The organism is Thiohalomonas denitrificans, from assembly GCF_900102855.1.
Classification (GTDB): Bacteria; Pseudomonadota; Gammaproteobacteria; order Thiohalomonadales; family Thiohalomonadaceae; genus Thiohalomonas; species Thiohalomonas denitrificans.
In genome coordinates this window covers 109956-130736 of the sequence record NZ_FMWD01000004.1, presented here as the reverse complement: position 1 = coordinate 130736, position 20781 = coordinate 109956, and the positions used below count along the sequence as shown (strand labels likewise).

17 protein-coding genes and 1 pseudogene are annotated in these 20781 nt (G+C 61.0%); 9 read left to right on the top strand and 9 right to left on the bottom strand.

Annotation, left to right across the window (positions count from 1 at the left end):
- Positions 1-41: 41 nt before the first annotated feature.
- On the bottom strand, positions 42-2045 hold the full coding sequence (locus BLP65_RS07285; protein WP_092994725.1) for a bifunctional DedA family/phosphatase PAP2 family protein: 2004 nt from the start codon (positions 2043-2045) through the stop codon (positions 42-44).
- 122 nt (positions 2046-2167) lie between these two features.
- Between BLP65_RS07285 and BLP65_RS07280 the strand changes: the two genes are divergently transcribed.
- The 7 genes from BLP65_RS07280 to BLP65_RS07250 all read left to right on the top strand — a co-directional run bounded on the left by BLP65_RS07280 (position 2168) and on the right by BLP65_RS07250 (position 9485).
- Positions 2168-2392 (top strand): DUF378 domain-containing protein, encoded by a 225-nt coding sequence (locus BLP65_RS07280; protein WP_092995440.1) that lies wholly within the window; start codon positions 2168-2170, stop codon positions 2390-2392.
- Positions 2393-2576: 184 nt separating this feature from the next.
- Positions 2577-3659: a pyruvate dehydrogenase (acetyl-transferring) E1 component subunit alpha gene (pdhA, locus tag BLP65_RS07275; RefSeq protein WP_092994722.1), complete on the top strand. Its 1083-nt coding sequence runs from the start codon at positions 2577-2579 to the stop codon at positions 3657-3659.
- Positions 3652-4626, top strand: coding sequence for an alpha-ketoacid dehydrogenase subunit beta (locus BLP65_RS07270; RefSeq protein WP_175452481.1), 975 nt, complete (start codon positions 3652-3654; stop codon positions 4624-4626). Before pdhA ends, BLP65_RS07270 begins: the two co-directional genes overlap by 8 nt.
- Positions 4627-4709: 83 nt before the next feature.
- Complete coding sequence (locus BLP65_RS07265) at positions 4710-6017, top strand: 2-oxo acid dehydrogenase subunit E2 (RefSeq protein ID WP_092994716.1); 1308 nt, start codon at positions 4710-4712, stop codon at positions 6015-6017.
- A gap of 152 nt (positions 6018-6169) precedes the next feature.
- On the top strand, positions 6170-7564 hold the full coding sequence (lpdA, locus tag BLP65_RS07260) for a dihydrolipoyl dehydrogenase (protein ID WP_217631926.1): 1395 nt from the start codon (positions 6170-6172) through the stop codon (positions 7562-7564).
- 178 nt (positions 7565-7742) lie between these two features.
- Complete coding sequence (locus BLP65_RS07255; RefSeq protein WP_139181449.1) at positions 7743-8156, top strand: hypothetical protein; 414 nt, start codon at positions 7743-7745, stop codon at positions 8154-8156.
- Between the two features lie 54 nt (positions 8157-8210).
- Entirely contained in the window at positions 8211-9485 is a 1275-nt protein-coding gene (locus BLP65_RS07250; RefSeq protein ID WP_092994707.1) for a bifunctional O-acetylhomoserine aminocarboxypropyltransferase/cysteine synthase, read from the top strand.
- Between the two features lie 244 nt (positions 9486-9729).
- On the opposite strand, the gene BLP65_RS07245 is transcribed toward BLP65_RS07250, so the two are convergent.
- Together BLP65_RS07245 and BLP65_RS07240 are read right to left on the bottom strand one after the other, a co-directional pair.
- On the bottom strand, positions 9730-10506 hold the full coding sequence (locus BLP65_RS07245) for an HPP family protein (RefSeq protein ID WP_092994704.1): 777 nt from the start codon (positions 10504-10506) through the stop codon (positions 9730-9732).
- Complete coding sequence (locus BLP65_RS07240; protein WP_092994701.1) at positions 10507-10845, bottom strand: TusE/DsrC/DsvC family sulfur relay protein; 339 nt, start codon at positions 10843-10845, stop codon at positions 10507-10509.
- Between the two features lie 145 nt (positions 10846-10990).
- On the opposite strand from BLP65_RS07240, the gene BLP65_RS07235 reads away from it, so the two are divergent.
- Both BLP65_RS07235 and BLP65_RS07230 read left to right on the top strand, forming a co-directional pair.
- On the top strand, positions 10991-11851 hold the full coding sequence (locus BLP65_RS07235; protein WP_092994698.1) for a LysR family transcriptional regulator: 861 nt from the start codon (positions 10991-10993) through the stop codon (positions 11849-11851).
- A 336-nt stretch (positions 11852-12187) separates the two neighbouring features.
- A pseudogene (locus BLP65_RS07230) lies at positions 12188-13741 on the top strand (cytochrome D1 domain-containing protein); the annotation flags it as partial.
- Positions 13742-13911: 170 nt separating this feature from the next.
- Here the strand turns inward: BLP65_RS07230 and BLP65_RS07225 are convergent.
- The 6 genes from BLP65_RS07225 to BLP65_RS07200 form a co-directional block, all read right to left on the bottom strand.
- Entirely contained in the window at positions 13912-14541 is a 630-nt protein-coding gene (locus BLP65_RS07225; RefSeq protein ID WP_092994692.1) for an MBL fold metallo-hydrolase, read from the bottom strand.
- A gap of 166 nt (positions 14542-14707) precedes the next feature.
- Complete coding sequence (gene hemL / locus BLP65_RS07220; protein ID WP_092994689.1) at positions 14708-15988, bottom strand: glutamate-1-semialdehyde 2,1-aminomutase; 1281 nt, start codon at positions 15986-15988, stop codon at positions 14708-14710.
- Between the two features lie 143 nt (positions 15989-16131).
- On the bottom strand, positions 16132-16761 hold the full coding sequence (gene thiE, locus BLP65_RS07215) for a thiamine phosphate synthase (RefSeq protein ID WP_092995437.1): 630 nt from the start codon (positions 16759-16761) through the stop codon (positions 16132-16134).
- Positions 16762-17063: 302 nt separating this feature from the next.
- Positions 17064-17867 (bottom strand): bifunctional hydroxymethylpyrimidine kinase/phosphomethylpyrimidine kinase, encoded by an 804-nt coding sequence (gene thiD, locus BLP65_RS07210; protein ID WP_092994686.1) that lies wholly within the window; start codon positions 17865-17867, stop codon positions 17064-17066.
- A gap of 13 nt (positions 17868-17880) precedes the next feature.
- On the bottom strand, positions 17881-18438 hold the full coding sequence (locus BLP65_RS07205; RefSeq protein ID WP_217631925.1) for a class II aldolase/adducin family protein: 558 nt from the start codon (positions 18436-18438) through the stop codon (positions 17881-17883).
- Between the two features lie 118 nt (positions 18439-18556).
- Positions 18557-20635, bottom strand: a complete 2079-nt coding sequence (locus tag BLP65_RS07200; protein WP_092995434.1) for a TonB-dependent receptor family protein — start codon at positions 20633-20635, stop codon at positions 18557-18559.
- Positions 20636-20781 lie beyond the last annotated feature (146 nt).

Sequence of the window (20781 nt, the reverse complement as noted above, 5' to 3'; positions counted from 1 at the left end):
TCCATTTTTCCGGGTTGCAAAACAGCTCGACCTGAACGGGATCAGGGGGAACGGATTAGCAGTACATGCCCTTTCCAGTCTTTTGCGGTAATCTCCCTGTTGACGGTTCGGAAAGGCAGTTCGAGCTGGTCGAGTGTTCCGGCCAACTCTTCCAGGGGTGCCCCAAAGCGGGTTCCGGTTACAGGTACCGTTATCGCGGGAATAGAAGTTTCCATCAGGCAGGAAACGTTGCCCTCCCACAGCGGCAGGCCCCGTGGTTCGAGAGACACATGGCTTGGCCACAGCCGAAGTGCCTTGAGAGGGCACTCCGCTCCACCATTCCGGATCAATAACAGGCTTTCGTTCAGCCCCTTGTGAACCTGCGGCAGAACCGGGACCGAACCGAGCGGGACATCGCTGAGCCAGCGCAGCCAGGATAACCCGGTCAGTGGGGTGGGGGGCTGCCATCCGACGCTCTGCAACCGGTCGCGGAGATTCTGCAAATCCCCGGCATACTGCAGCGTCAGCGGATGGCGCCGAACGCCTCGCAGTTCGGCACGAAAGGCGGGAAGTTGTCGCCATGCGCCCGATTGCCAGTCAGTGAAAGCGATCTGCTGCGTGTCGGGTGTTTTCGCATAGAGGATCAGGTCCTCCCTGTGATGGCTGGCGATGTTCCAGGTGCCCGCAATAGCCAGGGCGCCCAGCGCAACGATTCCGAGCGCGCCGGGGGAGAGGTGTCCAGCCGGATGGCGGCGGTAGGCGATGCCCACCAGAGCGACCCAGGCCAGCCCCAATGTGAGGCCCCCGAGTACATCGGTGAGCCAGTGCACGCCCAGGTAGAGCCTGGAAAAGGCGATGGGGATGACCAGAAGTGCCGCCACCGCATAAGCCAGCCATCGGCTCCGTTCCGGCAGTTCGCGTCCGATTAATACGGAAAGAAAACCGAGCAGGGCCGTGCTGCTGAGCGCATGGCCGCTTGGAAAGCTGTAACCGAAGACGCCCTGGTAGATTTCGGTCGGTCTTTGCAGCGCCGTAAACGCCTTGAGGCCGTAATTGGCTACCAGCGTAAAGGTTCCGACGGCAGCCCAGTGGGCGGCGGCACTGATCCGGCCTCGCAGCAGCAGCCAAGCCAGAACGACCATGAAAAGTGGCACCAGAACCCGGCCATCGCCCAGCTCGGTCGTCGCCACCATCAGCCGGTCCATCACCGGTGTGCGCAACTCCTGCAGTGAGTGGAAAACATAGGAGTCGAGGTTCGGAAACCATCCCTCCTCGCCGCTGAATGGAAAGAGCGTCACGAACCCCGCCACCGCCCCCAGAAGCAGAAAGGCCAGCAGCGTCAGCGCCTTGCCTTCCGGGTGATGGGGGTCGAGCAGGGCTGTGGGCAGACGTCCGGCGTAGGGATGGCGCTGACTCCAGCCGAGCAGGGCGGCGATCATCGCGTGCGCTTTCGGGTGAAGCCAACGGAAGGTGTGCTTGGCTACCCAGAAGGTGAACAGGAGCAGAGTCAGCAGCAAGACGATCAGGGCCGCGAGGCGCATGGCCACTTCGGCAGCCAGTCCCAGGGTGGCGGCGAACACCACTCCGGGAAGCACATAGGCGGGCGCCCACAGGATTCCGGAGACTACATTAACGGCAAAAAAACGGCCGACGGGCATGTCCATCATGCCTGCCACCGCAGGAATGATGGGTCGGATGGGGCCGATAAAACGGCCCAAGAGGATGCTCTTTCCGCCGTGGCGCTGAAAGAAACCGGTGGCGTTCTCAATGAATTCGGGATGGGTCCGGAATGGCCATTGTGTTTTCAGCCCCTCGTGGAAGTACCGCCCCAGCCAGAAGCTGACACCATCGCCGGCAATGGCGCCCGCCGCCGCCCAGGCAAGGGTTGGCCAGAACTCGAGACTTCCGCTACCGACCAAAGCACCGATCCCGAACATCAGCATCGCACCCGGCAGAAACAGCCCGACGACCGCAAGCGATTCCGAGAAGGCGATCAGAAAGACCAGTACTCCCGCCCAGGTGGAGTGGGTTTCTATCCAGGCCAGCAGTGGCGCGATCAGTTCCATAGCCGAATTCTACCCTGCAGCCGATCCGCGTGCAGGTTGCAGCAACATGCAATGTTCCATTTATGTGACTAGTCTGCAAATAGAATCATGGGCAAACTCAAGGAGGAGCACTCATGGCGAAAATGGCGAAATTCAATACTTGGGACTGGGTCGCACTGGTGCTGTTGATCGTCGGTGGCCTCAACTGGGGTCTTATCGGCATCTTCGGCTTCGACCTGGTGGCGGCTATCTTTGGTGAGATGAGCTTCCTTTCGCGGCTGGTGTATACGCTGGTGGGTCTCTCGGCGGTCTATATCGCTATCGAAGCGATACGCTGGGGAAGGACCAAGGAGGCTGTCGAAGCTTAGCCGGCTGGATCCTCAAATAGATAGACCACCGGGGAATGGTGCTTACGGGGACAGCCGGTGAAAGCCGGCTGCCCTCGTGTTCCCGCACTCCCTGTGGCCAAGCGGCAGTACCGGCCGGGTTTCATGGATATGCCGGATATTCACGTCCACACTTTCTTGACTGGCTGCCGCAAGATGGAAAGACATGCCCCGGACAGAAATCGACCTCCAACAGACCATCTCTTACCTGTCCATCCTCGATGAGGAGGGTAATGCGGATGAAGAGCTGGTCCCCGATCTCGACGACGATACCTTGCACCGGCTTTTCCGGGTGATGCTTCTGTCGCGCCGTTTTGACGAGCGCCTCCTGCAGCTTCAGCGCCAGGGCCGGCTCGGTACGTTTGCGCCGGTCAAAGGGCAGGAGGCGGCGCAGATTGGGGCGATGGCGCCACTGCGAAGAACCGACTGGTTCGTGCCCTCTTTCCGGGAGACCGCCGCGGCCCTCTGGCGTGACACGCCGCTCAGTGGCCTGCTTCTCTACAACGCCGGTTTCAATGAAGGAGGCCTCCCGCCGGAGGGCAACAATGATCTTCCCATTGCGATTCCCGTTGCCACCCAGGTGCCCCATGCCGTAGGGCTGGGTTATGCCGCCCGAGCCCAAGGCAAGGATGATGTCGCGATCGTCTTTTTCGGTGACGGCGCCACCTCCGAGGGTGACTTCCACGAGGCGATCAATTTTTCCGGCGTCTTCAGCACACCGACCATTTTTCTTTGCCAGAACAATCAGTGGGCCATTTCGGTGCCCCGTGAGAAACAGACCCACTCCAGGACACTGGCGCAGAAGGCGATCGCCTACGGCATCCCGGGTATCCAGGTGGACGGTAACGATGTGCTGGCTGTTTACGCAGCCACTGTCGAGGCGGTTGAGCGGGCCCGGGCCGGCGAGGGACCGACATTTATCGAATGCATTACCTACCGCCTCTCCCTGCATACCACCGCCGACGATCCGAGCCGCTACCGATCCGAAGAGGAGGTGCAGACCTGGGAGCGGAAAGAGCCGCTCATCCGTTTTCGCCGTTACCTCGAGAGTCGGGGCCTGCTTTCGGATCAGGAGGTGGAACGCCTCGAACAGGAAATCAAAGAAGAGATCGAACAGGCCTGGCAGGAGGCGCAGGTGCAGATGGAGAACCCCGACCCATCGGTGATGTTCGAGCATATCTATGCCGATCCTCCGGATTACCTGCAGGCGCAGCGGGCGGCATTTCAGAAGGAAATCGGCGGTGGCTAAGCTGACCATGGCCAAGGCACTGAACCTGGCGCTTGCCCAGGAGATGGAGCGTGACGAAAGCGTCTGTGTCATGGGTGAGGACGTGGGACGTGACGGCGGTGTGTTTCGTATCACGGAAGGATTGATTGACCGCTTCGGTGACGTCCGGGTCATGGACACGCCGCTGGCGGAGTCGGCGATCGTCGGGGTCGGTATCGGTATGGCCGTGGCGGGACTGAAACCGATTTGCGAGATTCAGTTTTCCGGTTTCAGCTATATGGGCATCGACCAGCTCGAGTCCCACGCCGCACGCATGCGCTGGCGCTCCCGGGGAAGGTGGAGCGTACCGATGGTGGTACGGGCGCCCTATGGCGGCGGGGTGCGTGCTCTCGAACACCACTCGGAGAGCAAGGAGGTCTATTACGCCCACACCCCCGGCTTGAAAATGGTTATCCCCTCCGGACCACGCAACGCCCGCGCCCTGCTGGTCAGCGCGATCCGCGACCCGGATCCGGTGGTGTTCTTTGAGCCCAAGGCGGTTTACCGCGCTTTCCGCGAAGAGGTACCGGATGAAGAGGAGACGCTGCCCCTGGGCAAGGCCCGAATCGTCCGCGAGGGCGGCGATATCACGCTAGTGGCGTATGGTTCCATGCTACGGCCGACGCTGGAAGCCGCCGAGCAGCTGGCCGGTGAGGGCGTCGAGCCGGAGGTCATCGATCTGCTCACGATCTCCCCCCTGGATGATGAAATGATCGCGGCATCCGTGCGTAAAAACGGACGGGTGGTGGTGGTCCACGAGGCTCAGCGCAGCTTCGGGGCGGGGGCGGAGATTTTTGCGCGATTGATCGAGAAGGCCTTCTGGTACCTGGAGGCGCCGATGGAACGGGTGACCGGATACGACGTCATCGTGCCGTTCTTCGCCCGTGAAAAGGCGTACCTGCCTGATGCCGGGCGCATCGTGCGCGCCGCGCATCGGGCGCTACTGTAGGTCGGGCTCCAGCCCGTCAATTGCGGCATGGTCGTTGTATGGCCGCACCCGTAATTCTTCGTGTTCCCGGTGGTTGAGAAAATATGGCCGAATATCGAATGCAAGATCCCGGCGAGGGGATCCACGAGGCGGAAATCCTCGACCTGAAAGTCTCTCCCGGTGACCGGATACAGGAAGGGGATACCCTTTTTGCGGTGGAGACCGATAAGGCCGTCCAGGATGTACCCTCTCCCTTTACCGGAGAGATCACCGACGTCCGGATCAACGAGGGTGATACGGTCCGGGTTGGCGACGTGTTGCTGACCTATGCGGCCGAGGGTGAAGAGGCGAAAGGCGAAGAGGCCGGAGGCGAGAAGGGCAAGGCCGAAGGCGAAAAAGCGGCGAAACCGCCGCCCGAGAAAGAGGCGAAGGAGCGGCGGCCGTCCCGGCCCGAGCGGGAGCAGCCGGCGCGGGAGGGTGCACCGGTACCCGCTTCACCCGCAACCCGTCGGCGGGCCCGGGAGCTCGGTGTCGATCTGCGACAGGTCGAACCCGGCGGCCCACACGGGCGGGTGACCAATGAGGATGTCCAACGCGCCGCTCAAAAAGCGGAGCGCGAGCCCGCTCTCGGGATGCCTGAAGCACAGCCCGAAGAGCCGTCGGAACCGCGCCCGCTCGAGCTACCCGATTTCAGCCGCTGGGGAGCCGTGGAGACGCAGCCCCTGCGCGGCATCCGGCGCGCCACGGCTCGACAGATGGAGCGCTCCCGCACTGTCCCCCAGGTCACCCATCAGGACCTGGCGGACATCACCGCACTCGAGTCGTTTCGACGCGAACACGCCGATTCGGTCAAGGCGCGCGGCGGCAAGCTGACCATGACCGTTATCGTCATGAAAGCCGCCGCCGCCGTTCTGCGCCGGTTTCCACGTTTCAATGCCACTCTGGATGCGGAAAACGAGACCATTATCCTGAAGCACTACTGCCACATCGGTATGGCCGTCGCCACGAAACAGGGGCTGCTGGTGCCGGTAGTGCGGGATGTCGATCGCAAAAGCCTGACCGAACTGGCCATGGAGACCACCGCCCTGGCGGAAAAGGCCCGTGCCGGAAAGATCGAGCTCGATGAGTTGCAGGGCGCCAGCTTCTCGCTGACCAATCCCGGTGGTATCGGCGGCACCTGGTTTACGCCGCTGATCAACCCGCCGGAGGCGGCCATACTCGGCATGACCCGCGCCGACTGGCGGCCGGTGCTCGAGGGGGATCCCGAGCGGGGACGTTTCAAGGCGAGGCTGATGCTTCCTCTCAGCCTCACTTTCGACCACCGTCTCAACGACGGCGCCGACGCCGCCTACTTTGTGCGAAGCATCACCGAGATGCTGGCCGATCCCGAGTCGCTGCTGTTATCGATTTGAGGGGCTATAACAGACGCAATGGGAGTGCAGCGATGCAGAAAGCCCGTTTGCATACGGACACGGATGAATCCGGAGGGCTACCCGGAAATTCAATTCTCTGCGTACTCTGCGGTGAATCACCCGGTCAGGAGGGCCGTCAATAAAATATGGTAATGGGCGAACTCCCGGTCAAGACCGACCTGCTGGTGATCGGCGGTGGTCCCGGCGGCTATGCGGCGGCCTTTCGTGCAGCCGATTTGGGGCTGGACGTCACCCTGGTGAGCGACGAACCGCCAGGCGGTGTTTGCCTGCTGCGCGGCTGTATCCCCTCCAAGACGCTGCTCTACCTGGCCGAACTGCTGGAGGCCTCACGCGCTGCAGAATCGATGGGGCTGCGGTTCGGTGAGCCGCAGATCGACCTGGAGGGTATCGGCCGCTGGCGCGACAAAGTCATCGGCCAGCTGACCCGGGGTCTCGAGGGGCTTTGCCGTAAGCGTGGCGTGCAACTCATTCGTGGCCGGGCCCATTTTGAAGGCCCTGAGCGGGTGCGGCTGGAACACTCCGATGTTGCAGCCATCGATTTCCGGCACGCCATCATCGCCACCGGCTCCCGGCCCCGGATGCCTCCCGGAGTCGAGGCGGGCGGCCGGATTATGGATTCCACCGCCGCGCTGACGTTGCCGGATATCCCGGAGCGCCTGTTGGCCGTGGGGGGCGGCTATGTGGGTCTGGAAATGGGTACCGTCTACGCCGCTCTGGGCAGTCGGGTCACGGTGGTACAGAGCCAGGATCGGTTGCTGCCTCCCGTCGATGATGATCTCGTAAAGCCACTGGTCCGTAAGCTCGAAAAGCAATTTGAAGCGATTCACTACAATACCAGGGCGACGGGTCTGGAGATTGGTGACGAGACCGTCCAGGTCACGCTCTCCGGGGATGTCGAGAGCACCGAACGGTTCGATCGTGTTCTGGTGGCGATTGGCCGGGTACCGAACATCGAGGGGCTCAATCTGGAGGCGACTGGCGTCGAGACTGACCGGCGTGGTGCTATCCAGACCGATGAGCAGCGGCGGACGGCCGAGCCCAATATTTTTGCCATTGGCGATGTGGCCGGTGGCGCGCTGCTCGCCCACAAGGCGATGCACGAGGGAAAAGTCGCCGCCGAGGCCATTGCCGGACAACCCGCAGCCTTCGATGCGCGCGCCATTCCTGCCGTGGTCTACACGGACCCGCAGATCGCCTGGTGCGGCCTCACCGAGGGAGAAGCCCAATCAGCAGGGACCCGGGTCCGGGTCGACCGCTTTCCGTGGAACGCCTCCGGCCGTGCCCTGTCCATGGGAGCCGGGGAGGGCATGACCAAGGTGATCAGCGATCCCGAAAACGGCCGTGTCCTGGGCGTTGGTATCGTCGGACGGGATGCCGAGGCCCTGATCGCCGAGGGAGTACTTGCCATCGAGATGGGAGCTGTCGCCGAAGACCTCGCCCGCTGCATCCATCCCCACCCCACCCTTTCGGAAACCCTCGGCGAGGCGGCAGAACTGACTCTGGGCGGATCAACCCACTTCAAGTAACTGCGGCTTCTCCGTCGGAACCGGAGTCCGTACAGCTGGTCCCAAATGCAGGCGCAGGTGAATGTGCACTCCGTGTGTGCTCCAGCCAATGGCGCTACAGGCCCTTATAGCGATATCATTAGGGAATCTGATCTTTCCACTCGACCTTCAGTCGTCCAAAATCGACTCGGAGCCCATCTTGAACGACTCGAATGACAGCGGCTGGCACGTCGACCGGTCCAAAAACATCGTTAGCCATATCGACGGGTTTTCGGCCGAAATGGCCCAAGGCCAGGTCCGTAATATCGTCCGACTCCCCCCGGAAACCGCTGCGCGTGATATTTCCCGCTACCTTTCCGGAGCTGAAAAGGCCTGGGCTGACGCCTTGCCCGCCGAAGAGGAAGACACGGGCCCCTCTGCCATTGCCCGGCTCATCGGCAACGGCCCCAAGCTGCGTCCCAATGTGGCGCCCCCTCCGAAAAAACGGACGTGGGAAGAAACCTATCCGCCAGCACCGATTCCGGAAGAGCCCAAACCCAAGTCCAGGCCCGCGCCAATCATAAAGGTGAAACGCCGTAAACGGATGCTGAAACCGGGTAGCGAAGACCAATAACGATAGGGCAGGCACTGTCCCAACGCTGATAACAATAACTTGGGGGAGACCGACGTGAAACTTGAGACGATTGCCATCCATGGTGGCTATGAAGCGGAACCGACCACCAAATCGGCGGCGGTACCTATCTATCAGACCACCTCGTACGTCTTTGATGATACCCAGCACGGAGCGGATCTATTCGACCTCAAGGTGCCGGGCAATATCTATACCCGCATGATGAACCCCACCAATGCCGTGCTGGAGCAGCGGGTGGCGGCAATGGAGGGCGGTATTGGCGCTCTGGCGCTGGCCTCGGGGATGGCGGCCATTACCACTACTATCCAGACGCTGGCGGAGGCGGGTGACAATATCGTCTCCATCAGTCGGCTCTACGGCGGGACCTACAATCTTTTCGCCCATACCCTTCCGCGTCAGGGGATCGAGGTGCGCTTCGCCGCCTACGACGACCTGGAGCAGATTGACAGCCTGATCGATGACCGAACCAAACTGGTGTTTTGTGAGTCCATCGGCAATCCCTCGGTGAACGTGACGGATATCGGGGCGCTGGCAACCATGGCCCATGCCAGGGGCGTACCGGTGGCAGTGGACAACACCGTGGCTTCGCCGGCCCTGTGGCGGCCCATCGAAGATGGTGCCGATATCGTCATTCACTCCCTGACCAAATATATGGGCGGGCATGGCACCACCCTGGGCGGAGTCGTGGTGGATTCCGGCAAGTTCCCGTGGGCTGAACACGCCGATCGATTCCCGATGCTCAATGAGCCGGATCCCTCCTATCATGGGGTGGTCTATACCGAGGCGCTGGGTGAGGCCGCCTTTATCGGCCGCTGCCGGGTGGTACCGCTTCGAAACATGGGCGCGGCGCTATCGCCCTTCAACGCCTTTCAGCTCATGCAGGGCATCGAGACGCTCTCGCTGCGCATGGAGCGCCACTGCCACAATGCGCAGCAGGTAGCTGAATATCTGCAGCAGCATCCGCAGGTGGAATGGGTGAAGTATCCGGGGCTGGCCGATCATCCGGAACATGCCCTCGCGCAGAAGTACATGGGCGGTCTCGGCTCCGGCATCCTCGCGTTCGGCATCAAGGGCGGCCGCGAGGCGGGTGCCAAATTCATTGATGCGCTGAACCTGGTGCTGCGTCTGGTGAATATCGGCGATGCCAAGTCCCTGGCCTGCCATCCGGCCACCACCACCCACCGCCAACTTAACGGTGAAGAGCTGGCAAAGGCGGGTGTTAGCGCGGATATGGTGCGTCTCTCGATCGGCATTGAGCACATCGACGATATTATCGCCGACATCGAACAGGCACTCGCGGGAGCCAGGTAGACCACCGCCCCGGCTCTTCGCCGGGGCACCTCCTTCACCAGTAGGTCGGGCTTCAGCCCGTCGGAACAGATGACAGCCTGAAGGCCGACCTACAGGAGACAGCGGTCCGGTCATCGGCACTGTAGGTCGGGCTTTAGCCCGTCGGAACTGGTGACGGCCTGAACCTACAGGAGATGGTGGTCCGGTCATTTGGTAATGTAGGTCGGGCTTTTGGCCCGTCGCTGTTTGGGATGCAACGCCCGAATCAGCCTTTCTGATAGGCGGCGATGGGGCTGCCTTGCACCGGTCCCACCGCGATATCGGCGGGCTCGATGGCGTGTCGCATAGCCGATGTGTAGATACGCAGGAGATCTTCCTCGCTTACATCAATGAACGAGTCCAACTCCGACAGCGCGTACACCAGATCACTATGGGCGATCATGCATTTCTCCCCCGAGCAGACGGGCAGCGGCAGCAGGGACCGGCGACCGCGATTCAGGATCGCGGGGTAGCGACGCCAGGCAAACGGATAATTCACCAGCACAGCGACTGTCAATATGACGACGACATTGACCAGTACCGGCTCCAGCAGGTAACCATACCCCAGGGCATGGACCTGCGGACCACCTACCACCGCCACCAGTGCCGTTGCCCCGCCCGGGGGATGAATGCAGCGCAGGTAGTACATCACCACAATGGCGATGGCCACCGCCAGCGGGCCGGCGAGTAGCGGGTTTGCTATCCAGGCGGCGCAGGTGACTCCCACTGCTGCCGACAGCAGATTCCCGCCAATCAGCGGCCAGGGCTGCGAAAGGGTGCCGTGGGGCACAGCAAATAACAGCACTGCCGAAGCACCCATGGATGCCACCATCAGTGCGGCACCGTGTAGATCCAGGATGCGGCTGCTCACCCAGAACACCATCAGAATACCAACAAAACCACCTACTGCCGATATCGCCTTTTCACGATGAGTGGTGGGATGCGTGTCGGTGCTGTTGAGGCAGTCCCGGAGGACGGCGTAGGCTCGCTGTACTACTGACATTCAGCCAGTGCTCCAGGCGCGCGGACGTTTCATCCCGGCCAGTTTGCAGGCCTGCTTGACATACCCGTAGGGGAATAGCTTGAACAGGTAATTGCGTGCCTTGCGGCCGTAACCGAGCTCTTCCGCGAGAAATTTGATGGTGAAGCGGGCATCGGGAGCGATTTGATGTTCGTCGTAATAGCTCCGCATGAACCGAAGCACCTCCCAGTGTTCCTCGGTGAGGTTCAGTCTCTCCTGGGCGGCGAGTTGCTCGGCCACGGCTTGATCCCAATAGCCCGGTTCGATGAGATAGCCTTCTTCGTCGGTGGCGACACGATTTCCTGAACTGTCGGCAATCATCGGTCACTCTCTCCTCATTTACTAACCAATCGCTGAATCGGTGTTCCTCTGCTGTTGCTAAGAGTAGAGATGGCATCTAAATCGGACAAACGATATTTTCTGCATCATAATATCGGGATATTCGATAGTAAAAGGGAGAGGAACCGTGGAGATCGAGTTTGCCCGCACCTTCCTTGCCGTGGCCGCGGCCGGCAATTTCGTAGGCGCCGCAGCCCGGCTACATGTGACTCAATCCACCGTGAGTTCGCGTATTCAGTCGCTGGAACGGGAATTGGGCGCACAACTGTTTCGTCGCGGCCGTGGCGGTGCCGACCTGACGGCTGCAGGGGCACGCTTTCTGCGCCATGCCAAAATGCTCGTACTGACCGTGGAGCAGGCACGGCATGAGGTCGGCCTGCCCGTCGGCTTCAGCGGCAGTATCACCCTGGGTGCCCGCATCGCCCTGTGGGATGGGTATTTGCCGCGCTGGGTCGATTGGATGAGAGATGCGGCGCCGGACATCTCGTTGCGCATGGAGGTGGGCCTCGAAGATGAAATGATCCAGCAGCTGGTGCAGGGCATCATCGATATCGGCGTGATGTATACACCGGAGCGTCGCCCCGGCCTCGGTATCGAACGTCTGTTCGATGAATCTCTGCTGCTGGTGACCACCAATCCGGACCGCGACTGGTCGGACAAGAACTATGTGCATATCGACTGGGGTCAGGAATTCCAGGCACAGTTCAGCACTATGTATGCAGAAGCCCCACCGCCGGCCCTGAATACGAACATTGGTTGGCTCGCCATGCAGTATCTGCTGCGTAACGGCGGCTCTGCCCACTTTCCCGCCCGCACGGTGCGATCCCTGATCGCCCGGGAATGGCTCTGGGTAGTGGAAGACAGCCCGGTGTTTACCATGCCCGCCTATATGGTTTATCCCCTCGATCGCAAGGAGGAGTGCCTCACACTGGCGCTGGAGGGATTGCGCGAGCTGGCAGAAAAGGAGCAGAGCGCAGCCTTGCGCTGAGAAGCCATTGCCGGCGCGGGATCTCGCCCAAAAGTCCGGCCAGCTCCTCCCCTCGATAGATTCCCTGCAAATCCGACCGAGTACCGATGGGTAATCGCCTGTTGAAAAAATGGGTGTATCACGTGTTGATATGTATCAATGTTTCATGTCAATGTATTCGGGCAGGTGACGCTCGCAAGCGAATGCCACGCCACTTGCGTGTATATAAAAACGAGGGGAGAGGTCATGTTGAAAATAAGATCCATCGCGCTCGCCGCTTCGGTGTGCGCGCTTGTTGCCACACCGGTCTGGGCCCAGGCCGGTAACCAGCCCCAGTCCAATGCCAAAGGTCCGGCCGCGCCGCCGATGACCGAGGCGGAGTTCGATCAGGCACGTCAAATCTATTTTGAGCGCTGCGCCGGCTGTCATGGCGTGTTGCGAAAAGGTGCGACGGGTAAACCGCTGACGCCGGATATTACCCGGCCGAAAGGAGAGGCCTATCTGAAGGCCTTTATCAACTTCGGCTCTCCGGGGGGCATGCCCAACTGGGGCACATCCGGGCAGTTGAGCGAAAAACAGGTCGATCTGATGGCCAACTTTCTACTGCATGAGCCGCCCACTCCGCCCGAGTACGGTATGCCGGAGATGAAGGCTAGCTGGAAGGTGTTGGTGCCGCCGGAGAAGCGGCCGAAAAAGAAGCAGAATGACCTGGACCTGGAAAACCTTTTTTCCGTCACCCTGCGTGATGATGGCAAGATTGCCCTGATAGAAGGGGACACCAAGGAAATCGCCCACGTTATCCCCACCGGCTATGCGGTACACATTTCCCGCATGTCCGCCTCCGGTCGTTACCTGTATGTGATTGGACGGGATGCAAAGATCAATCTCATCGACCTGTGGATGAAGAATCCGGAAACTGTGGCCGAGATCAAGGTGGGACTGGAGGCCCGTTCGGTAGAGACTTCGAAGTTCAAGGGTTGGGAGGACAAATACGCCATTGCAGGTACGTACTGGCCGCCGCAGTTCGTGATCATGGACGGTGACACCCTGGAGCCGAAGACGATTGTTGGCACCCGCGGCATGACCGTCGACACGCAGGAGTATCATCCTGAGCCGCGTGTCGCCGCTATTGTCGCCTCGCAGCAGCATCCGGAATTCATCGTTAACGTGAAAGAGACCGGCAAGGTAATGATCGTCAACTACGAGGATATCGATAACCTCGAGTTGAACATCGTCGGAGCCTCCCGTTTCCTACACGATGGCGGTTGGGATTCCACCGAGCGTTACTTCATGGCCGCGGCCAATCAGTCGAATCAGATCGCCGTTATCGACTCCCGGGAGAACCGCCTCGTCAAACTGGTGGATGTCGGCAAGATCCCGCATCCGGGTCGTGGTGCGAACATGGACGATCCCGAGTTCGGGCCTGTGTGGGCGACCGGCCATCTGGGTGATGAGACGATCTCCCTGATCGGCACCGACCCGGAAAAGCACCCGGAAAATGCCTGGAAAGTGGTGCGCACTCTCAAGGGCCAAGGCGGGGGATCGCTCTTCCTCAAGACCCACCCGAACTCCAGCAATCTTTGGGTCGATACCACGCTCAATCCCGATGAAAACATCAGTCAGAGCGTAGCCGTATTCGATGTCGACCATCTGGAGGAGGGCTATCAGGCCGTGCTGCCCATCGGCGAATGGGCCGACCTCGGAGAGGGACCGAAGCGGGTTGTTCAGCCCGAATACAACAAGGCAGGCGATGAAGTCTGGTTTTCGGTCTGGAATGGCCAGGACGAAACCTCTGCCATTGTTGTCGTCGATGACAAGACCCGCACGCTAAAGAAGGTTATCAAAGACGAGCGTCTGATAACGCCCACGGGCAAATTCAACCTCTACAACACCCTGCACGATGTCTACTAAGGCGGGCAACCCGTAACCGCAGGGATGCCGCTATCCAAGGGCCGGCCGGGGCGGGTTTTCCCGTCCCGGCCTTTTGCCTTTCTCAAACGCATCAGCAAACCGTTCGAACAGCTTTTTCCCCTGAATGGCGGAGAACTCGGTTCATCCGCGTATTCCCTGACTCTGCAGACTCAGCGTATAAAAGGATTCGACCGCCGTTCGGCGCCGAAAGTGGACATCGGGCCGTGGCCGGGGACGAATTCGATGTCGTCCCCAAGGGGCAGGAGACGGTCGTGAATGGCTGCAAGCAGTGCGGCATGATCGCTGCGCGGGAAGTCGGTGCGGCCGATGGAACCCTGAAATAGCACATCGCCGACAAAGGCCAGCCGGGTTTGCGGATGATAGAAGACGATATGCCCCGGCGTATGCCCCGGGCAGTGAATCACTTCCAGCTGCTCTTCGCCAACGCTCACCTTATCACCATGCTCCAGCCACTGATCCGGTTCGAACGACTCGATGTGCGGGAATCCGAACATCTCTGCCTGCTGCGGCAGTATCTGCAACCAGAAGGCATCTTCCCGCTGCGGGCCGATCACCGGCACACCGGCGGCATCGGCCAGTGAACGGGCCACTCCCACGTGGTCCATATGACCGTGGGTCAGCAGCACCTTCTCAAGCGTCAGCCCTTCCTGCCGAATCGCCGACATCAGCCGTTCCTGTTCACCACCCGGATCAATGAGTGCCGCACGCTTCGTGCGCTCGCACCAGATGAGCGAACAGTTCTGCTGGAAAGAGGTAACGGGAATGATGCGGTATTTCATAGGCAGGTTTGAGCCACAGAGAACACGGAGTAAAAACTAGTCGTGGGAGCGGCATCCTGCCGCGATGACTGGCTCAAAAAGGCATGGCGCCGATTCAGGCCAAACTTGCTCCTCTGTGTCCTCTGTGTCCTCTGTGTCCTCTGTGTCCTCTGTGGTTCTCCGTTGTTCACAGCGTGGAAAGGACTCGCCCGGCGGCCTCGATGGTGGCGTCGATATCCGCCTCGCTATGCGCGGCGGAGACAAAGCCGGCCTCGAAGGCCGACGGAGCCAGATAGACGCCTTCGTTCAGCATGCCGTGGAAGAATAGCCTGAAGCGATCCACGTTGCATTCCGTCGCCTGGGCGAAGTTGGTGACGTTCGGTTCGTCGGTGAAGAAGAGCCCGAACATGCCGCCCACGGCGTTGGCACTCATGGGGATTTCGTGGGTTTTGGCCTTCTCCAGAACACCCTTGACCAGTCGGTCGGTCTTCTTGCCGATGTCATGATGGAAACCCGGCTGCATGGCCAGCTTCAGGGTCGCCAGGCCGGCGGCCATCGCTACCGGATTTCCGGAGAGCGTGCCCGCCTGGTAGACCGGACCCAGCGGCGAGATGTGCTCCATGATCTTCCGTTTGCCACCGAAGGCGCCCACTGGCATGCCGCCACCGACCACCTTGCCGAGCGTGGTGAGATCGGGGGTGACCCCGTAGTGGGCCTGGGCGCCGCCGAGAGCCACACGGAAGCCGGTCATTACCTCGTCGAAGATGAGTACGGAGCCGTAGTCATCGCAGATCTCACGCAGCCCCTCCAGGAAACCGGCAACCGGCGGGATGCAGTTCATATTGCCGGCAATCGGCTCAACGATAACGCCCGCCACCTGGCCACCGATGTGACTGAAGGCCTCCTTGACGGCCTCGATATCGTTGAAGGGCAGGGTGATGGTGTGTTCTGCCAGCGCCGCCGGCACTCCCGGCGAGTTGGGTACGCCGAGCGTGAGGGCGCCGGAGCCGGCCTTGACCAGCAGGGAGTCGGAATGGCCGTGATAGCAGCCCTCGAACTTGACGATCTTGTCCCGTCCGGTCACCCCGCGTGCGAGGCGAATGGCGGTCATGGTCGCCTCGGTGCCGGAGTTGACCATGCGCACCATATCCATGGAAGGCACCAGCTCGCAGAGCAGGTCTGCCATTTCAGTCTCGATCGCCGTTGGTGCGCCGAAAGAGAGGCCGTTGGCCGCGCTCTCCTGGACGGCCCTGATGACATCGGGATGAGCATGGCCGGCCACCATCGGCCCCCAGGAAGCGACATAATCGATGTACTTTTTGTCACTCTCGGACCAGAGGTACGGCCCCTCGCCACGCTTGAAGAAAATCGGCTCGCCGCCCACGCCGCGGAAGGCGCGCACCGGGGAATTCACGCCACCGGGGATGTGTTTCTGCGCAGCGGTAAAGAGTTCGTGTGAATGCGGCATCTGTCGTTCCTTTTATTTGGTTTCTTAACCACGGGGATCACGGGGGAAATACTCGAAAAAACCACAGAGCACACAGAGAAAGATCACGCTCTGTAAACTCTGTGTGCTCTGTGGTTAATAGCCGTTCCCCGTGTTCCCCGTGGTTAATCATACAATTTTGAAATCGCTCGGGCGGCGGCGCGGATATCGTCGACGCCGAAAATGGCGCTGACCACGGCGAGCATGTCGGCGCCGGCCGCCACCAGGGTGCCGCCATTGTCGGCGGTGATGCCGCCGATGGCAACCACAGGCACGGTCAGGCGCGTCTTGGCATCGCGCAGCAGATCGGGGGTGGCGCGCACCGCGTCGGGTTTGACGGAAGAGGGGAAGAAGCTGCCGAAGGCGACGTAGTCGGCACCGGCATTTTCGGCCTCCAGAGCCAGTTCCAGACGGTCATAGCAGGAGACGCCGATGATGGCCTCCTGGCCCAGGACCTCCCGGGCCGCCGCGATATCGCTGTCGTTTTTGCCGAGATGGACGCCTGCAGCACGCGCCTGGAGAGCGATTTCCACATCGTCATTGACGATAAGCGGGATGCCGAGGGGGCGACAGAGTGTGACCAGGTCCTGCGCCTCCCAAAGGCGACGCGCCCGATCCGGATGCTTGCTTCGGTACTGGATCATACGCGCCCCGCCATCGATCGCCAGCGCGGTCGCCGGGACCAGCCGCTCGTCGGAAATGAGGCTTTCGTCGGTAATCGCGTAAAGTCCGCGAAGTATGTCGAATGTATTCATAGAGCGCTCATATAGTTCACCACAGAGGGCACCGAGGGGGGGCCGCATTGCGAACCGTACCCCCTGCTGCATAGGCTCGAATCAATGAAGAACGTTTAGCTGTCATTGCGAGGAGCCTCGGCGACGCGGCAATCCGGGGGTTGGCGTAGAGATTACTTCGTCGCTTAGGGCTCGGCTTTGGCATCCTGCGTCGCTCTACCACCTACATCCATGTAGGCGTCCTCGTAATGACAGCGGGGGCAAGTAGTTCAGGAGAGCACCACTTGCCGCTGTTCTCGGTGACCTCTGTGGTTAAACAGGATTCAGGCCTCTTCCTCACCGCGGGCCCAGAACAGGCGGTTCGGGTGGTGCTGTCCCATTCCCAGTCGGTAGCCGTGCTTGAGGCTCTCCCAGGTGTACTCCTGGGCCTCGTGTACGGCGACGAACGGCTCGACCCCTTGTGCGAGCAGGCCGGCGATCGAGGAGGCGAGGGTGCAGCCGCTGCCATGATAGCTGTGCGGCAGGCGCTCCCAAGTGAAGGTCTCCAGGTGGCGCATGCTGCCGTAGAAGCGGTTTTCGACATGGGGGCTGTTTTCGTGGGCTCCGGTGATGAGCACAAAATCACAACCCATGGAGAGTAGCTCCTGACCACAGGCATCCAGGGTGTCGGCTTCGCTGGCGAAACGGCGCGCCTCCTGGCTGTTGGGGGTAAGGATGGTGGTGAGCGGAAACAGCAACGAGACCATGGCCTCGCGCATGGCGGTATCCGACAGGCCGGTTCCGCCGCCTGCGGCGATAATCGGATCGAGGACCACCGGCACCTGCGGATAGTCGGTCAGCAGCGTATGAATCGCCTCGATATTCTCGATGCTGCCGAGCATCCCCAGCTTGAAGGCGGCCACGGGCATGTCTTCGAGTACCGCCCGGGCCTGCTCGATGACCAGGGTGGCGGCGACTTCGTCGAAGCTGATGACGTTGCGGGTATCCTGTACCGTCAGCGCGGTGACGACCGGAGCCGCATGACAGCCCATGCTGGCAATGGTTTCGATGTCCGCCTGAATGCCGGCACCGCCGGTGGGGTCGTTGCCGGCGAAGGTCATGACGACGGGAATTCTCTGTTGAGCCATGGTTTTCCTCCGGTTACAGCGTGCCTGCCTGCCCAGCAATAAAGGCGGTCTTCGCCGAAAGCTCCAGGGAACAGGTCCACTTGTAGGCCAAGTTCATGGTCTCCGCCTGAGCATAGACCCCATGCCCGCGAACCACCGCAATACGGTGTTCGGCAAGAGACTCGGCCACTCTGCCGGGCGCTTCCTCCAGGTAGTTTTCGTACGGGATGGTGATGACCGGGACGCTGCCGAAGTAGTAGTTCCCTTCGAAGTCGGGCGGCACGAAATCGTTGCCGTTCATGGTGAGCGCCACCGTATAGGCGCCGTGGCTGTGCAGCAGTGCTCCTGTCGATGAGTTGGCCTGATACACCAGTTGATGGAGTCTGGCGTCCAGAGAGGCGCCCTCTCCGAGAGGCCCCTGCCTTGCACAGCGAATCAGCTCCTGCGACTCCAGCGTATCGGCACACGCTCCGGTCGGCGTGACCCAGAAGTGTTCACCATCGGCAATGGAGGCATTGCCGCTGTGGGAATCGTTATAACCGTACTGGCGCAGCCACTGGTAATAACGGATCAGCTCATCACGTGGATCCAAGGCGTCCTCTCCGGTTGGCATTCGTGACGATTATACGGGATGAGGCTTCCGGCTGGACACGGTCGGTTGAAGATCACCACCGGGAAGCCCCCGGTGGTGATCGGCCCATGCTACTGGATCAGAAGTCGAACTTTACGCCGGCCATCACGCTGAAGGGCTTGTTGGGGCGTGCCCCGTCGGGAGCGCGGGAGACGATCTTCTGTTCGTCGAATACGTTCTCCACCTTCAGGAACAGCTCGGTGTTTTTCTGGAGCTGGTAGCGGCTGATGTAGTCGACCACGAACAGTGACTCGGTCTCCTGGCGCGGCGCACTGCTGTTGTTGCAGCCGACCTCGACACAGGTTTCGTCGATGTACTTGGCCACCGCGTAGTTGTTCCAGCCGTTCGGATGCTCGAGACCGACCCTGGCGCTGAAGATATTCTCGGGGACATCCTTCAGCCGATCTCCTTTTTGCTGGCCGCTGACGCTGTTGTCGGCACTGATCTCGGCCTTGGTGTGGGTGTAGGCCAGATTGACCGGAACGGTGAAGCTCCCTGCATTGAACTCGGTGCCCAACTGAGCCTCGAGGCCGGCAATCACCGCCTCGCCGTTCACGAAGCTGCCGGAGGTGGAGCCATCGCTGCAGGGTGTGCCCACCGAGCAGTTTTCGGTTTTGTTGGAGAAGTCGCTATAGAACCCGATGGTCTCGAAAAAGAGTTTTCCGGTGTTGTAGCGTCCGCCCAACTCCCAGTTGGTGCTGGTCTCCGGCTCCTGATTCTCCTTTGCACCACCGCCCAGTGGCGAGAAGCCCTTGTGGACCCCGGCCAGCAGCTGCCAGGAGGGAGTGACGTCGTAGGTCAGCGAGGCGCCCGGGAGCCACTCGTCGCTGCTATTGGAGACGGTCTTGTCGACGGTGGTACGGGCGACGTCGGCATACTGCACCCTTTTGCTCTCTACATCCTCGTAGCGCAAGGCAAGATTGACGTTGAGCGCCTCGTTCACCTGCCAGTCATCCGTGATCCAGAGGGAGGTGGCATCGGCCTCTTCGAGACGGTTATTGCTGCCGGTCGGGGCCTTGGTCGACTGGAAGACCAGCGAGCCGTTGACCTGGTCATAGGTGTCGACCGGCTGGAAACGGTCCATTTCGTCTTCGTGGAGCCGCCCGCCGACGGCGAGCCGGTGGAGTCCCATATCGATGTCAAAATTCAGTTCGACCCCCCGGGATTCGTACTCACGATTGTTATTTTTGTAATCGAGCCCGGCGACATCGACACTGCCGTCGAGAATTCCCTGTGCATTGGCATCGCCGGTATTCGCATCATCGACGAAACTGCCGCCTCCGAAGAGCTTGAACCAGTTGCGCGCAAATTCATTGTGATAGAGGGTCGCGCTGGCGGTTGTGCTGTCGCTCAGGGCGCGGCTGTAGGAGAGGCTGACGCCCGTGTGGTCATTGACCATCTGGTCGATGCTCGACAGACCATAGCGGCGGTTCGGATCGGCGTCGAAATCATCGTCGGTGAGGCCGAGATAGCTCTTGTTGGAGGTCTCCTCGGAGCGCTGCAGCTTCAGTAGAGCGCTCTGCTTCGGCCCGGTGGCCGACTCCCAGCCCAGTTTGGCCACGTAATCGGAGATGTGGTGTCCGCTGTCGCGGTTGCTGCGGTCGATGGACTTGAATCCGCCGCTGTTGCGCTCCGCCGTCTCGACCAGCCAGCCCCACTGCCCCGAACGGCCGCCGTAGTGGAGGTGTACGTCACTGGTGTCGTGGGAGCCCACACCGATACTCGCCGAGCCGCCATTCTCTTCACGGATCGGGGTCGAAATCATGTTCACCACGCCGCCCGTGGTCTGCGGGCCGTAGCGCAGCAGCGGCGCGCCCTTGAGCACCTCGATGGAAGACATGCGCATCGTGGTGGGGAAGTAGTAGGCGGCGGGGTTCGCATAGGGCCCGGGAGCGATCAGCACGCCATCCTCCATCAGCGTGATCTTTCCGCTGCGTGCGCCGGTGGCGCCGCGGATGCCGATGTTGGGGCGCAGGCCGTCGCCTTCCTCTTCGCGGATGTAGACACCGGGAACAGTCTTCATTACCTGGTTGATGTCGGTGGTGACCTCGGTCTTGAGCTGTTCACTATCGACCACGGCGCCCGAGCCGGGCAGACGCTTGGCCTCTTCGCTGGTACCGATGATGACCATTTGCTCAAGAGTGGTCTCAGCGGCCATCAGCCCGCCCGAAGTGAGGGCCAGGGTAACGGCGGTCGCGATCAGGCTGCGGCGCAGTGGCTGACGCCCGGTACTCGTGGTCAATGGATGCAGGGTGCTTTTCATGCCAGTCTCCCATGGAGTGGTTTAGGGATTTACGAGGCTGG

Coding starts and splice junctions, on each gene's coding strand:
- BLP65_RS07265 (WP_092994716.1), top strand. CDS start 4,710: ATGGCCGAATATCGAATGCAAGATCCCGGCGAGGGGATCCACGAGGCG.
- BLP65_RS07285 (WP_092994725.1), bottom strand. CDS start 2,045: ATGGAACTGATCGCGCCACTGCTGGCCTGGATAGAAACCCACTCCACC.
- hemL (WP_092994689.1), bottom strand. CDS start 15,988: ATGCCGCATTCACACGAACTCTTTACCGCTGCGCAGAAACACATCCCC.
- thiE (WP_092995437.1), bottom strand. CDS start 16,761: ATGAATACATTCGACATACTTCGCGGACTTTACGCGATTACCGACGAA.
- thiD (WP_092994686.1), bottom strand. CDS start 17,867: ATGGCTCAACAGAGAATTCCCGTCGTCATGACCTTCGCCGGCAACGAC.
- pdhA (WP_092994722.1), top strand. CDS start 2,577: ATGCCCCGGACAGAAATCGACCTCCAACAGACCATCTCTTACCTGTCC.
- BLP65_RS07200 (WP_092995434.1), bottom strand. CDS start 20,635: ATGGCCGCTGAGACCACTCTTGAGCAAATGGTCATCATCGGTACCAGC.
- BLP65_RS07280 (WP_092995440.1), top strand. CDS start 2,168: ATGGCGAAATTCAATACTTGGGACTGGGTCGCACTGGTGCTGTTGATC.
- lpdA (WP_217631926.1), top strand. CDS start 6,170: ATGGGCGAACTCCCGGTCAAGACCGACCTGCTGGTGATCGGCGGTGGT.
- BLP65_RS07245 (WP_092994704.1), bottom strand. CDS start 10,506: ATGTCAGTAGTACAGCGAGCCTACGCCGTCCTCCGGGACTGCCTCAAC.
- BLP65_RS07225 (WP_092994692.1), bottom strand. CDS start 14,541: ATGAAATACCGCATCATTCCCGTTACCTCTTTCCAGCAGAACTGTTCG.
- BLP65_RS07240 (WP_092994701.1), bottom strand. CDS start 10,845: ATGATTGCCGACAGTTCAGGAAATCGTGTCGCCACCGACGAAGAAGGC.